Genomic DNA, 14308 nt, shown 5'->3' with positions numbered 1-14308 from the left:
CCCACTTGTATATCTTTGAAAGCCTGAATCAACTGATTCAAAAATACCTGCCGGAGGAGCAAATTAAGCGCCTCGTGCAGGCTTACCTCGTGGCGCGGGACGCGCACGAGGGGCAAACACGTTCCAGCGGTGAGCCGTATATTACTCACCCGGTAGCCGTGGCATGTATTTTGGCTGAAATGAGGCTCGATCATGAGACTTTGATGGCGGCGTTATTACACGACGTTATCGAAGACACGCCTGCAACTTACCAGGATATGGAACAACTGTTTGGCAAAAGCGTTGCTGAACTGGTTGAAGGCGTTTCAAAGTTAGACAAGCTGAAATTCCGCGATAAGAAAGAAGCACAGGCGGAAAACTTCCGCAAAATGGTCATGGCGATGGTGCAAGACATTCGCGTCATCTTGATCAAACTCGCTGACCGTACCCATAACATGCGCACGCTGGGCTCTTTGCGTCCGGAAAAACGTCGCCGTATTGCCCGCGAAACGCTGGAAATTTACAGCCCGCTGGCACACCGGTTGGGTATCCACCACCTGAAAACCGAGCTCGAAGAGCTGGGCTTCGAAGCCCTCTATCCAAACCGTTATCGCGTCATCAAAGAAGTGGTGAAAGCCGCGCGGGGTAACCGTAAAGAGATGATCCAAAAAATCCTCTCGGAGATTGAAGGCCGTTTAACCGAAGCCGGTATTCAGTGTCGTGTCAGTGGTCGCGAAAAACACCTGTATTCTATCTATTGTAAAATGCACCTGAAGGAACAGCGTTTCCATTCCATTATGGATATCTACGCCTTCCGGGTGATCGTTAAAGAACTCGATACCTGTTATCGCGTGTTAGGGCAGGCGCATAGTCTGTACAAACCGCGTCCGGGTCGGGTTAAAGATTACATCGCCATCCCCAAAGCCAACGGCTATCAATCTTTGCATACTTCGCTAATCGGCCCGCATGGTGTGCCGGTTGAAGTGCAGATCCGTACTGAAGATATGGATCAGATGGCGGAGATGGGGGTTGCGGCGCATTGGGCTTATAAAGAGAACAGTGAAACCAGCACTACGGCGCAGATCCGCGCTCAACGTTGGTTACAGAGTCTGCTTGAACTGCAACAAAGTGCGGGCAACTCCTTTGAATTTATCGAGAGCGTAAAATCAGATCTGTTCCCGGACGAGATTTACGTCTTTACGCCGGAAGGTCGTATTGTCGAATTGCCTGCGGGTGCGACACCGGTCGACTTTGCTTACGCCGTGCATACCGATATCGGCCATGCCTGCGTTGGCGCGCGCGTTGATCGCCAGCCTTATCCGCTCTCGCAGCCGCTGACCAGCGGACAAACTATCGAAATTATTACCGCACCGGGTGCCCGCCCGAATGCCGCCTGGCTGAACTTTGTCGTGAGCTCACGCGCGCGCGCCAAAATCCGCCAGATGCTTAAAAACCTGAAACGTGATGACTCCGTTTCACTGGGGCGTCGCCTGCTCAATCATGCGCTGGGTGCGGGTAAAAAACTGTCAGATATTCCGCCGGAAAACATTAAAAACGAGCTGGATCGTATGAAGCTCCCGGCGATGGATGACCTGCTGGCAGAAATCGGCCTCGGCAATGCCATGAGCGTTGTGGTGGCCAAAAACCTGATGGGTGACCAGTCTTCAATGGCATCGTCAGGAACCCGTAATCTGCCGATTAAAGGCGCAGATGGCGTGCTGATCACGTTCGCGAAATGCTGCCGTCCGATCCCAGGCGACCCGATTATTGCGCACGTCAGTCCAGGTAAAGGGCTGGTGATCCACCATGAATCCTGCCGTAATATTCGCGGTTATCAGAAAGAACCTGAGAAATTTATGGCCGTTGACTGGGATGACCACCAGGAAACTGATCAGGAATTTATCGCTGAAATAAAAGTCGATATGTTCAATCATCAGGGCGCACTGGCGAACCTGACCGCCGCGATAAATGCCGCGCAGTCGAACATTCAGAGTCTGAGCACCGAAGAAAAAGACGGTCGCGTCTACAGCGCCTTTATCCGCCTGACGACCCGCGATCGCGTTCATCTGGCGAATATCATGCGTAAAATTCGTATTATGCCGGACGTCATTAAAGTTACCCGCAACCGAAACTGATTGTTATGACCCCAGAACGTTATGCGCGCATCCGCGAAATGCTTACAGCCCGACAGCCAGACCTGACGGTTTGCATGGAGCAGGTGCATAAACCGCATAACGTTTCTGCCGTCATCCGCACGGCAGACGCCGTCGGCGTTCACGAAATTCATGCTGTCTGGCCCACCACCCGAATGAAGACACTGGTCTCTTCGGCGGCGGGTAGCAACAGCTGGGTTCAGGTCAAAACGCACAAAAATATTCAGGATGCCGTCGCCAAAATGAAAGCGAAGGGCATGCAAATCCTGGCAACAAACTTGTCAGAGAAAGCCGTCGACTTCCGCGCGATTGATTACACCCGCCCGACCTGTATTTTGCTCGGTCAGGAAAAAACCGGTATCACACCTGAAGCATTAGCGCTGGCAGACAGTGATATCATCATTCCGATGATCGGTATGGTGCAATCTTTGAACGTTTCTGTCGCCTCAGCGTTAATCCTGTATGAAGCGCAGCGCCAGCGCGAAAATGCCGGTATGTATCGTCGCGACAACAGCCTGTTGAACGAGAAAGAACAGCAGCGGCTGCTGTTTGAAGGCGGCTATCCGGTCCTGTCGAATGTGGCAAAGCGAAAGAAACTGCCCCGCCCTTTCATTGACGATCGCGGGCAAATCATTGCCGATGATGAATGGTGGTCTGCGATGCAAATGACGGTTAAGAAAAGATGAAAGGCCGCCTGCTCGACGCTATCCCACTGACGTCGCTTTCCGGCGTCGGAGCCAGCCAGGCAGACAAACTCGCCAAACTCGGCCTTGAAACTATTCAGGATTTACTGTTTCATCTTCCTTTACGCTATGAAGATCGTACCCGCCTTTACACCATCAATGATTTACAACCCGGCATTTTCGCGACGATAGAAGGCGAAGTCCTGCGCAGCGATATCAGTTTTGGTCGCCGCAGGATGCTGACCTGTCAGATAAGTGACGGCACAGGCATGGCGACGTTACGCTTCTTCAACTTTAACGCCGCAATGAAAAACAGTCTGGCTGCAGGGCGTCGTGTTACCGCTTATGGTGAAATCAAACGCGGCACGATCGGCGCTGAAATCATTCACCCGGAATACCGTATTCAGGGTGAAAACAGCGAAGTCGTGCTGCAGGAATCACTGACGCCGGTTTATCCGACAACAGAAGGTATCCGTCAGGCGACATTGCGTAAACTGACGGATCAGGCACTTGAACTGCTCGACACAGTACCTATTGCCGAACTGTTACCAGAGGAACTGAGCCGTTCGCTGATCCCCCTTCCTCAGGCGCTGCATTTACTGCATCGCCCGCCGCCTGATATCCAGCTCGCCGATCTTGAGAAAGGTCATCATCCTGCTCAACGCCGACTGATTATGGAAGAATTGCTGGCACATAATCTCAGTATGCTGGCCGTCCGTGCCGGTACTCAGAGTTATAAAGCTCTGCCGCTGCGTCATGACGATCGCCTGAAAAATCAGTTCCTTGCCTCTCTTCCTTTCAGCCCCACCGGTGCGCAGCAACGGGTTGTGGCGGAAATTGAACAGGACCTGGCCAAAAGTTATCCCATGATGCGTCTGGTGCAAGGCGACGTGGGCTCAGGTAAAACGCTGGTGGCCGCCCTTGCCGCACTTTGCGCTATTGCTCAGGGGCAACAGGTCGGATTAATGGCACCGACAGAATTGCTGGCCGAACAGCATGCGAATAATTTCCGTCAGTGGTTTGAACCGCTGGGTATTCAGGTCGGCTGGCTGGCGGGTAAACAAAAGGGTAAAGCACGGCAGGCGCAACAGGATGCGATCGCCAGCGGACAGGTTTCGATGGTGGTGGGGACGCACGCTATCTTTCAGGAACAGGTTTTGTTCTCGTCACTGTCGCTGGTCATTATCGATGAACAACACCGTTTCGGTGTGCATCAGCGTCTGGCGTTGTGGGAAAAAGGTTTGCAACAGGGCTTCCACCCGCATCAGCTGATCATGACCGCCACGCCGATCCCACGCACACTGGCAATGACCGCTTACGCTGATCTGGATACGTCAGTCATCGACGAACTGCCGCCAGGGCGCACGCCGGTTACTACTGTCGCCATTCCGGACACACGACGCAGCGACATTATCAGCCGCGTCAAAAGTGCCTGCGAGCAGGAAAATCGTCAGGCTTATTGGGTGTGTACACTGATTGAAGAGTCGGAGATGCTGGAAGCGCAGGCCGCAGAAGCCACATGGGAAGGCCTGAAGGAGGCACTCCCGGCTCTGAATATCGGACTGGTTCACGGTCGCATGAAAGCCCTGGAAAAGCAGGCCGTCATGCAGGCCTTCAAACAAGGTGAAGTACAACTTCTGGTGGCAACGACTGTCATTGAAGTCGGCGTTGACGTACCGAACGCCAGCCTGATGATTATCGAAAACCCGGAGCGTTTAGGGCTGGCCCAGTTACACCAGTTACGCGGGCGCGTGGGTCGTGGTGCCGTGGCTTCTCACTGTGTTCTGCTCTATAAAACGCCGCTCAGCAAAACAGCACAGAAACGTTTGCAGGTTTTACGCGACAGCAACGACGGCTTCGTTATTGCTCAGCAGGATTTAGAAATCCGCGGGCCAGGTGAACTATTGGGCACGCGTCAGACGGGCAGTGCCGAGTTTAAAGTCGCTGACTTATTACGTGATCAGGCGATGATCCCGGATGTACAGCGCATTGCACGTTATCTGCAGCAACAATTCCCTGACCATGCCCAGGCCCTGATTGAGCGCTGGCTGCCAGAAAGAGTCCGTTACACTAACGCCTGATCTCTCTTCTCGCTCATTCGCACTTCATCAAATCATTATTAATAATGATGTTTTGTTTTCAACATATTCTCTTCCCTTTTCCCCATTGCGTCTTCAAAACAGCTTTCCGCTCAGGTTATTTGATAACCTTCACAGAGTGGGGCAAAGCAGGTAACCGGTTCCACACCCCGCCACTACACTGATGATTATTAAGGCAACCCTGTCTGATGTCCTCAACATAAGGTCAAATCATCATGAGTATCAGTCAATCCCTCTTTACCTTTATAGAACAAAAAATCAGCCCCTTTGCCGCACGACTGTCTTCACAGCGACATGTCATGGCGGTGCGGGATGGCTTTATTTCAGCAATGCCCTTTATGATTGTGGGTTCGTTTTTACTGGTTTTTGTTCACCCGCCGTTCTCGCCTGAATCGTCCTGGGGCTTTGCCAGAAACTGGCTGGCGCTCTCGGCAAAATATGAAGTGCAGATCCTGACACCGTTCAATATGACGATGGGCATCATGTCTATCTACATCTCGGCATCGATTGCCTACAATCTGGCGAGAAGTTATAAACTCGATCCGTTCATGACCGCAATGCTGGCGCTGATGTCTTTCCTGCTGGTCGCAGCACCGCAGATTGATGAAAAGATGTCGACGGCAGCGCTGGGCGGCGTGGGGATCTTTACCGCCATTCTGGTAGCAATTTATGTCACCGAACTGACGCGGTTACTGAAAAAATACAATATTGGTATCCGTTTACCCGAACAGGTGCCTTCAAACATTAAGCATTCGTTTGATTTGCTGATCCCGATTGTTGCCGTGGTGATTACGCTTTTCCCGCTGAGCTTACTGGTACAGTCAGGGTTTGATATGTTGTTGCCACAGGCGATTATGGCGCTGTTTGAGCCGCTGATTTCTGCCGCAGACTCACTGCCTGCAGTACTTCTCGCCGTGCTGATTTGCCACCTGCTGTGGTTTGCGGGCATCCATGGCTCGGCCATTGTTTCCGGTATGTTGCAAGCTTTTTGGTTAACCAATCTCGGTCTGAATCAGACTGTTCTCGCTGCCGGTTTACCCATGACACACATCATGACCGAGGCTTTCTGGAATTTCCTGATCGTTATTGGCGGTTCAGGAGCGACGATGGGGCTGGTGCTGTTATTCTGCCGAAGTAAATCAGCACATCTGCGTACGATGGGGAAACTCAGCCTGGTGCCAAGTTGTTTCAATATCAATGAGCCGGTGATTTTTGGCACGCCTATCGTCATGAACCCGGTATTTTTCATCCCTTTCCTTCTGGCACCGATGGTCAATGCTGTTATCGCCTATTTTGCCGTTTCGACGGATATTCTTCCGCACATGATTTCACTGGTTCCGTGGACATCGCCAGCGCCGATTGGTGCGGCATGGGCAATGGGCTGGGATTTCAAAGTATCAATACTGGTCATACTACTGATGGCACTGTCGATGGTGATTTATTACCCGTTCTTCAAAGTTTATGAGAAGCAGTTACTGACGCAGGAGAAAACCGCTGAAGCCGAACCGATGTTCACTAAAAAAGCGGACGCAGCACAATAAACCTGACGGGAAGGAATGAGTCAGGCACAGAAGCGACGTTTCTGTGCCTGTTTTTTTAACTGATCGCCGGGAATACGGGCAACATCAGATAGAGTTTAATCACAATCGCATTAGCAATATCAATGAAGAACGCCCCCACCATCGGCACCACCAGAAACGCAAGATGCGAAGGACCAAACTGATTGGTGATCGCCTGCATATTGGCAATAGCCGTCGGGGTAGCACCCAGCCCGAAACCACAGTGTCCTGCCGCCAGCACCGCTGCATCGTAGTTTTTTCCCATCACGCGATAAGTCACGAAAATTGCGTAACACGCCATCGAGAGCGTTTGCACGATAAGAATCGCCATCATCGGCAACGCGAGAGATGCCATCTCCCATAATTTAAGACTCATCAAAGCCATGGCGAGGAACAGCGACAAACTGACGTTACCCAGCACGGATACCGCACGGTCAAAGACACGGTAAAAACCGAGCCATGCCAGTACGTTACTCATGATAACGCCCACGAAGAGCACGCAGACAAAGGTTGGGATTTCAAAGGCCGAACCTTGCAACATGCTGGAGGTATATGTGCCTGCCATCAGGCAAATCGCGATCAGGGCGATAGTTTCCACCATCACCAGTGGCGTAATCATTCTGCCAATTGACGGTTTCTCAAATGCGCTCGGATCGACCGTATCTTCAGGATTTCCGTTGGGGGAGGAAGAATGGCTAACCAGATAGCGCGCCACCGGACCGCCAATAATACCGCCAAGAACCAGTCCAAAAGTCGCGCAGGCCATAGCGACTTCTGTGGCATTTTCAAAGCCATAACGCTCAATAAACAGTTTGCTCCATGCCGCCCCGGTGCCATGCCCGCCGGAAAGGGTAATCGACCCCGCCAGCAATCCCATCAGCGGATCCAGCCCCAGCATTTTCGCCATACCGATGCCGATGGCATTTTGCAAAAGCAGTAAACCCAGAACAACAAAGACCAGCAGAAACAGGGATTTCCCACCTTTCCGCAGGCTTGCCAGATTAGCGTTAAGACCGATCGTGGCAAAAAACGCCAGCATCAGTGGCTCTTTTAAAGACATGTCGAAACCGACTTCCCAGCCGAACATCTGATTAGCGAGCAGCAGCAATAAAGCGACCAGTAAACCACCGGCAACAGGTTCAGGAATGGTGTATTTCTTGAGGAATTTGACCGACTGGACGCATTTTCGTCCTAAAAGGAGTACCAACGTGGCAGCAACCAGGGTGCCGTAGGTATCGAGTTGAATCATTGACGAACTCCATTCTGAAATAAATCCAATAAAATTATTGGCTTATAAAATTTACACTGACATATTTTTTCCCAGAAACTGAATTAGAAGTCATACACACTACATCAGGCAAGAAAAACAGGTCATAAATCCCACCCAATCCCAAACCTGCTGCGGAAAATCCCGCTTAGCAAACGATTGCTTTTGTCGCTGATTTCTATAAAAATGCCCGCTTTGCCGCTTATTGGAATGCCACAGCATGAGTTCGCAAACCGCAGAACAAGAAACACAGCAACCCGATCTCTCCCGCCAGCAAAAAAGTGAACTGATTTACCGGCTCGAGGACCGTCCGCCATTACCACAGACATTATTCGCCGCCTGTCAGCACTTGCTGGCGATGTTTGTTGCGGTAATAACACCCGCATTGCTGATTTGTCAGGCGCTGGGTTTACCTGCACAGGATACGCAGCACATCATCAGCATGTCGCTGTTCGCCTCCGGTCTGGCCTCTATTTTACAGATTAAGACCTGGGGACCGGTCGGCTCGGGTTTACTCTCTATTCAGGGCACCAGCTTTAACTTTGTGGCACCGCTTATCATGGGCGGGATGGCGCTGAAAAATGGCGGTGCGGATGTGCCGACCATGATGGCGGCGCTGTTCGGTACGCTGATGCTGGCTTCCTGTACCGAAATCATTCTTTCCCGTTTCCTGCATCTCGCGCGCCGCATTATTACGCCGCTGGTTTCCGGCATTGTGGTGATGATTATCGGGCTGTCACTCATTCAGGTCGGTCTGACGTCTATCGGTGGCGGTTATGCGGCCATGAGCGATCACACTTTTGGGGCACCGAAAAATCTGCTGCTGGCTGCCGTTGTGCTGGTGGTGATTATCCTGCTAAACCGTCAGCGCAACCCTTATCTGCGTGTCGCGTCTCTGGTTATCGCGATGGCCGTGGGTTATCTGGTAGCCTGGATGACGGGCATGTTGCCAACCGTCGCGCCAGCCACACAAAGCAACTGGATAACATTACCGACACCGTTGTATTACGGTCTGGGTTTTGACTGGAATCTGCTGATCCCGCTGATGCTGATTTTCATGGTGACATCACTGGAAACCATCGGGGATATTACGGCCACTTCAGACGTTTCTGAACAACCGGTCAGCGGCCCGCTGTATATGAAGCGCATAAAAGGTGGCGTGCTGGCCAATGGTCTGAACTCAATGCTTTCTGCAGTATTTAACACCTTCCCGAACTCCTGCTTCGGACAAAACAACGGCGTCATTCAACTGACCGGCGTTGCCAGCCGTTATGTTGGTTTTGTGGTCGCGCTGATGTTGATTATCCTCGGGCTGTTCCCTGCCGTTGCAGGATTTGTGCAGCATATTCCTGAACCGGTGCTGGGCGGTGCCACCATCGTGATGTTCGGTACTATTGCCGCTTCAGGTGTGCGTATTGTTTCCCGTGAGCGTCTGAATCGCCGCGCGATTATGATCATGGCGCTTTCTCTCGCCGTCGGCATGGGGGTTTCACAGCAGCCGCTGATCCTGCAATTCGCGCCAGACTGGCTGAAAACCCTTCTGTCTTCTGGCATTGCGGCGGGCGGTATTACTGCGATTGTTCTGAATCTGGTTTTCCCTCACGAAAAGTGATCACGGGATGTAATCTGTGTGCAACAGCGGCAGTGGGTCTGGAACCCCTGCCGTTTTTTATTGCCTCCGTTCTGCTAACCTGTTGAGAAAAGTCGCTGTTTGCGGCATAAACAAAGAATCTTTTTTCCACTTTCCCGTTACAGGGCTCCAGACGATGAGATTTATCGGTAAAATTTTGCTGACGTTCGCCTTACTTCTGGTGCTGGCGATCGTGCTGGTATACGTCCTATTACAAACCCGCTGGGCGGCTGGCTGGGTCAGCCGCTGGGTCAGCAATAACAGCGAGTATCGTCTTTCCGTGGAGAAACTCGACCATAACTGGTCGTCGCCGGGTCGCGTGACGTTAACCCATGTGATTTTCGGGCAGAAGAATCAACCGGAAGTGCTGAATGCCGGTGAAGTTGATCTGGATTTAAGCTGGCGGCAAATCACCGAACCGCGCTTTTTCGATCGCGTCGTTTTGGTCAACGGACGCCTCAACGTCAGTCCCTCCTCAATCAGATTGCCGTTGCAGGCCAATACTTTGCAACTGAGCAAGATGGCGCTTACCGGCAATGCCGCGGGCTTAGACATTCAGGGCCAGCAAATTAACGCCGGTATTTCGCCGTGGCAGCCAAAATCCAGTCAACTATTAGGGGATAAGGCTGACTTCCAGCTGAGCGCTGCCGGCCTGACGGTCAACGGGCTGGCAACCGAAAATGTGCTGATTCAGGGTAATATCGATCATAAAAATCTGACGCTGAGTAATTTTGGCGGCGATCTGGCCCGCGGTCAGTTAACGGGCAAAGCCACACAGGCCGCCGACGGTAGCTGGAACATTGAAAACCTGCGTCTGAGCAATGTGCGCCTGCAAACTTCAAAACCGCTTTCCGCTTTCTTCGATGACTTCCAGACCCTGCCAAAAGTGACTATTCAACGCCTTGATCTGATTGATGCCCGTTTGCAGGGAACGGACTGGGCATTCAGTGACGTTGATTTATCCGTGCAGGATCTGACGCTCGAAAAAGGCGACTGGCAAAGCGACGAGGGTGAAATCACCCTGAATGCGACCGATATGATTGATGGGAATCTGCATATTCAGGATCCGATCATTAGCCTCGACCTTTCGCCGCAGGGTATCGCTATCAAACAAGCCACGGCGCGCTGGGAGCGCAGTTTATTGCGCACGACCGGTAACTGGCTGCGCGCCAACAAACGTCTGCAGCTTGATGAGGTTTCCGTTGCGGGCCTGGAATACACACTGCCGGAGAACTGGAAACAACTCTGGAACCAGGCGCTGCCAGATTCGCTGTCTGAAGTCTTTATCAGCCGGTTTATTGCTAACCGGAACCTGATTATTGATATCAATCCGCAGTTCCCCTTCCAGCTGACCGCGCTTGATGGCCTTGGCAATAACCTGCTGCTGGCGCGTAATCATCAATGGGGGATCTGGAGCGGTAAACTGAATCTGAATGCCAGCGAAGCAACGTTTAACCGCAATGACGTGCGTCGCCCTTCCATCACGCTGGAGGCGAACGACCGACAGGTGAATATTTCAGAGCTGAGTGCCTTTACCAAAGAGGGATTGCTGGAAGCCAGCGCGACGGTTGATCAGCAGCCACAGCGTCATTTCTCTATGAAAATGACCGGTCGCTCCGTACCGGCAAATCAGCTGGAAAACTGGGGATGGCCACATGTTGCACTGGAAGGTAATGCCAATATGCAGCTGAATCTGCAAGGACAAATGCCGGCAAACGTTGATTACAAACCGACGCTCAGCGGTACATTGCAGATAAACGGCAGCCAGACAATTGAACAGAGGATGGTGAACGGATTGGTTTCCGGTGCACCCGCGTCCGCAGCCCCTTAGTTCTGATCAGAACCGTAAATATAAAAAGGCACCGCAATGCGGTGCCTTTTGTTTGCGCGGAACCGGTCAGTTAATCTCAGGCTCCAGCGGTGCGCCGGGCGCGGCGGGCAGCACGAGATAGGTGCCTTCAAACACTGCGCCGTCGATCTCATCGCCATATAAATTCACTTCGAGCTGCACGCGCGCTTTACGCCCGCGAGCCAGACGGTCGAGATCACCGCGAACAGAACCCAGGTCAGCCACGGCACGCGGCCTGCCGGTCACCGGCATGCTGTAACGAATGTGTGCATCAGCCAGCACAATGGTGCCGCCCAGATGACGTTCGCGCAGCAGCAACCAAATCAGCCCCCAGCCGGTCAGCGTTGCCAGCGAAAATAGACTGCCCGCAAACAACGTATGGTGCGGATTCTGGTTGCCCGTTTCCGGCATCGTGGTGACAAATCGCTGGCCGGTGTACTGACTGATACGCACGCCCATTTTTTCACTGAGCGGGATATGATCATACCAGGCCTGTTGCAGCTGGCCGCACCAGTCGGGGCGATGCAAAATATCATCCAGCGTTTCGATGGGTTTAATCATCAGAAAATGGCGAACCGGCGTTGTTTGCGGCGTGGTGATTTCGCCCTGATTCATAAAGCCCAGTTTGGCAAAGAAATCCACAGCATCTTCACGGGCGCTACAGACCACACGTTTTACCCCTTCCTGACGCGCCACAGACTCCAGGGTCATCGCGACCAGCGTTCCCAACCCTTTGTCCTGAACATTTGGATCAACCGCCAGAAAGCGGATAGAGGCTTCGTTATCAGCATTGATGTATAAACGGCCAACCGCCACCGGATCGCCGTCTTCATCAACCACCATCTGGTGATGTGCAATGGAATCGTAGGCGTCCCGTTCTGAACCCTCCGGCTGGTGCAACGGTTTACGCAGCATTTCCCAGCGGAACCGATAATAGGCGGCCAGTTCTTTTTCAGTCGTCGGTACTCTCAGATGATACATAGATGCTTTCTCTCCGGCGTTATGCCTTATCGATCAGACTTGTAGCCAGAAGGTCACCGGTCCGTCGTTCACCAGTGCCACTTTCATGTCCGCAGCAAAGCGTCCGGTTTCGGTAACAACGCCCTTTTCCCGGCATTGCCCGCAAAAATATTGATATAACCGGTCGGCTTCTTGTGGTTCAGCCCCGCGAGAGAATCCCGGACGCATGCCTTTTTGTGTGTCTGCCGCCAGCGTGAACTGCGACACCACCAGCAGGCTGCCGCCAGCCTGCTGCACATTCAGATTCATCTTGTCATTTTCGTCACCGAAGATCCGGTACCCGATCACCCGTTCACAAAGGCGTTTGGCTTTTTGTTCATCATCACCCTGTTCGACGCCCAGTAAAACCAGTAAACCCGGCCCTATCTGGCCGCAGATTTCTCCATCAACCGTAACGCTGGCATTCAATACCCGCTGAATTAACGCAATCATAAAAATCCTTCGGACTGATTATTCTTCTGCCACATATTGAGCAGATTGCAATTTTCGCAGAGAACGAAACTCACCCAGCGTGACGGTAATTTCCGCCCCGAGAAGTACGATACACCAGCTGACATAGACCCAGAGAAATAAAATCGGGATCACAGCCAGTACACCGTAAATCAACTGATACGACGGGAAAAGCTGAATGTATAAGGTGAAGATTTTTTTACTCAACTCGAATAATGCACCGGAGACCAGCGCGCCTATCAGCGCATCTTTTGCCGGCACTCTGACTGTTGGTACCACCTGATACAGCAGCCAGAATGTTACCCAGGAGATCAGTAAAGGCAGAATGCGCAGCGCGTGGTCGATCACCGAATGTACACCGCTGATGTTCAGCCAGTTCAGGGAAAGCAGATACGAGCTGACAGCCACGCTGGCTACCAGCAAAATGGGTCCGAGCGTTAATACCATCCAGTACACCGCAAAGGAGAACACAATCGGACGTGTAGTTTTGCTGTCCCAGATTTTGTTCAGCACGCTGTCTACGGAGGCTATCAGAAGTAATGCGGTAACGATTAATCCGCAGGTACCCACGGCCGTCATTTTGCTGGAGTTGGCCACAAACTGTTCGAGATAACGCTGGATGGTATTACCGGTCGCTGGCATAAAGTTAGAAAAGATGAAGGTTTTCAGCTGAGCACTGATATCTGAAAATACCGGGAATAACGCAAACAGCGAAAATACTACGGCGATCAGCGGAACCAGTGAAAGCAAAGAGACATAGGCCAGATGGCCCGCAAGAAGCGTCAGGCCATCTTTATCCGAACGCTTTAAGAGCAGGCGTGTAAATTTCCACAACGATTTTGGGTAGTGGCTCAGTGCCCTTTTCTGCATCCTTACATCCTTTAGGAAAAATATTTCGGTACCGTCTGGTTATCTTCCACCCATACAGCCTCAATGCCAACCGTCCGGGCGGCTTCGATATTTTCAGCAACATCATCAAAGAACACAGCCTGATCGGCGGAGAACCCTTCTTTCTCCAGAACGTGCCGGAAAATTTCAGGCTCCGGTTTGCGCATACCCAGATTTTGCGAGAGGTACATCGCATCAGTATTCGCTTCGATTTCAGGATAATGATGTGGCCAGAAATCCAGATGCAAGCGGTTGGTATTAGAAAGCACGACAACGCGATGACCTTCTTTGCGCAGCTTCTGGAATAACGTGATAACGTCAGGACGGAGGTCAACGAAAACAGCATGCCAGCCCGCACTGAACTGCTCGAAGCTGAGCGCGATGCCCATTTCATTGCACAGATCGGCAGCAAACTGCTCGTCGCTGATTTCACCCCGCTCGTGCTTCTGGAACACCTCTCCCATTTTGAACCGCTCGGTCAGCGTGGCCAGCGGCGTTCCGCTGAGATGGCTCCACACGCCAAGGACACGTTTGAAATCAATATCAATAATGACGTTTCCCATATCAAAAATGTACAGCATTGCACGCTCCTGATTTCAAAGATGACTTTTAACTTTAGCGGTAAAACATACAGCTGAACAGTGACAGAGTTGCGGTGTTTATCTCTGCGTTAGAAAAATGCCAAAAAAAAAACAGGGTTCCCGAGGGCACCCTGTTTCAGTGTAACGACA

At 52.0% G+C, this 14308-nt stretch carries 11 protein-coding genes; 6 read left to right on the top strand and 5 right to left on the bottom strand.

Annotated elements, in window-relative coordinates; all coding sequences use genetic code 11:
- The first annotated feature begins 5 nt into the window (after window positions 1-5).
- The 4 genes from spoT to ACOZIO_RS22590 all read left to right on the top strand — a co-directional run bounded on the left by spoT (window position 6) and on the right by ACOZIO_RS22590 (window position 6455).
- The gene (gene spoT, locus ACOZIO_RS22605) at window positions 6-2114 is read left to right on the top strand and encodes a bifunctional GTP diphosphokinase/guanosine-3',5'-bis pyrophosphate 3'-pyrophosphohydrolase (RefSeq protein WP_421595737.1); all 2109 of its coding nucleotides are present in this window, start codon (window positions 6-8) and stop codon (window positions 2112-2114) included.
- A 5-nt stretch (window positions 2115-2119) separates the two neighbouring features.
- Window positions 2120-2818 carry a tRNA (guanosine(18)-2'-O)-methyltransferase TrmH gene (gene trmH, locus ACOZIO_RS22600; protein ID WP_129955260.1) on the top strand — a complete coding sequence of 233 codons (699 nt, stop codon included), beginning with the start codon at window positions 2120-2122 and terminating at the stop codon, window positions 2816-2818.
- On the top strand, window positions 2815-4896 hold the full coding sequence (gene recG, locus ACOZIO_RS22595) for an ATP-dependent DNA helicase RecG (protein ID WP_129955259.1): 2082 nt from the start codon (window positions 2815-2817) through the stop codon (window positions 4894-4896). The genes trmH and recG overlap by 4 nt, the downstream gene beginning before the upstream one ends.
- A gap of 233 nt (window positions 4897-5129) precedes the next feature.
- Window positions 5130-6455, top strand: coding sequence for a PTS sugar transporter subunit IIC (locus ACOZIO_RS22590; RefSeq protein WP_421595736.1), 1326 nt, complete (start codon window positions 5130-5132; stop codon window positions 6453-6455).
- Window positions 6456-6510: 55 nt separating this feature from the next.
- Here the strand turns inward: ACOZIO_RS22590 and gltS are convergent, their stop codons facing one another.
- The gene (gene gltS, locus ACOZIO_RS22585) at window positions 6511-7722 is read right to left on the bottom strand and encodes a sodium/glutamate symporter (protein ID WP_129955257.1); all 1212 of its coding nucleotides are present in this window, start codon (window positions 7720-7722) and stop codon (window positions 6511-6513) included.
- A 238-nt stretch (window positions 7723-7960) separates the two neighbouring features.
- Here gltS and ACOZIO_RS22580 point away from each other — a divergent pair, with 238 nt between their 5' ends.
- The gene (locus tag ACOZIO_RS22580) at window positions 7961-9352 is read left to right on the top strand and encodes a nucleobase:cation symporter-2 family protein (RefSeq protein ID WP_129955256.1); all 1392 of its coding nucleotides are present in this window, start codon (window positions 7961-7963) and stop codon (window positions 9350-9352) included.
- Window positions 9353-9506: 154 nt separating this feature from the next.
- Window positions 9507-11201: an AsmA family protein gene (locus ACOZIO_RS22575; RefSeq protein WP_129955255.1), complete on the top strand. Its 1695-nt coding sequence runs from the start codon at window positions 9507-9509 to the stop codon at window positions 11199-11201.
- A 66-nt stretch (window positions 11202-11267) separates the two neighbouring features.
- Here the strand turns inward: ACOZIO_RS22575 and fabY are convergent, their stop codons facing one another.
- The 4 genes from fabY to yihX are packed head-to-tail and all read right to left on the bottom strand — an operon-like array spanning window position 11268 to window position 14158.
- Window positions 11268-12200, bottom strand: a complete 933-nt coding sequence (gene fabY, locus ACOZIO_RS22570) for a fatty acid biosynthesis protein FabY (protein ID WP_129955254.1) — start codon at window positions 12198-12200, stop codon at window positions 11268-11270.
- A 33-nt stretch (window positions 12201-12233) separates the two neighbouring features.
- Entirely contained in the window at window positions 12234-12671 is a 438-nt protein-coding gene (dtd, locus tag ACOZIO_RS22565) for a D-aminoacyl-tRNA deacylase (RefSeq protein ID WP_129955253.1), read from the bottom strand.
- A gap of 18 nt (window positions 12672-12689) precedes the next feature.
- Window positions 12690-13559: a virulence factor BrkB family protein gene (locus ACOZIO_RS22560; RefSeq protein WP_129955252.1), complete on the bottom strand. Its 870-nt coding sequence runs from the start codon at window positions 13557-13559 to the stop codon at window positions 12690-12692.
- Between the two features lie 11 nt (window positions 13560-13570).
- Window positions 13571-14158 (bottom strand): glucose-1-phosphatase, encoded by a 588-nt coding sequence (yihX, locus tag ACOZIO_RS22555; protein WP_129955251.1) that lies wholly within the window; start codon window positions 14156-14158, stop codon window positions 13571-13573.
- Window positions 14159-14308: the final 150 nt, after the last annotated feature.

The organism is Rahnella sp. PD4 (genome assembly GCF_049199325.1).
GTDB lineage: Bacteria > Pseudomonadota > Gammaproteobacteria > Enterobacterales > Enterobacteriaceae > Rahnella > Rahnella perminowiae.
This window is presented reverse-complemented; position numbering and strand designations above follow the sequence as displayed.

Bases quoted from the DNA above. Each gene is read 5' to 3' on its own strand.
- fabY (WP_129955254.1), bottom strand. From the start codon at position 12,200: ATGTATCATCTGAGAGTACCGACGACTGAAAAAGAACTGGCCGCCTAT.
- dtd (WP_129955253.1), bottom strand. From the start codon at position 12,671: ATGATTGCGTTAATTCAGCGGGTATTGAATGCCAGCGTTACGGTTGAT.
- ACOZIO_RS22590 (WP_421595736.1), top strand. From the start codon at position 5,130: ATGAGTATCAGTCAATCCCTCTTTACCTTTATAGAACAAAAAATCAGC.
- gltS (WP_129955257.1), bottom strand. From the start codon at position 7,722: ATGATTCAACTCGATACCTACGGCACCCTGGTTGCTGCCACGTTGGTA.
- ACOZIO_RS22580 (WP_129955256.1), top strand. From the start codon at position 7,961: ATGAGTTCGCAAACCGCAGAACAAGAAACACAGCAACCCGATCTCTCC.
- trmH (WP_129955260.1), top strand. From the start codon at position 2,120: ATGACCCCAGAACGTTATGCGCGCATCCGCGAAATGCTTACAGCCCGA.
- recG (WP_129955259.1), top strand. From the start codon at position 2,815: ATGAAAGGCCGCCTGCTCGACGCTATCCCACTGACGTCGCTTTCCGGC.
- yihX (WP_129955251.1), bottom strand. From the start codon at position 14,158: ATGCTGTACATTTTTGATATGGGAAACGTCATTATTGATATTGATTTC.
- ACOZIO_RS22575 (WP_129955255.1), top strand. From the start codon at position 9,507: ATGAGATTTATCGGTAAAATTTTGCTGACGTTCGCCTTACTTCTGGTG.
- ACOZIO_RS22560 (WP_129955252.1), bottom strand. From the start codon at position 13,559: ATGCAGAAAAGGGCACTGAGCCACTACCCAAAATCGTTGTGGAAATTT.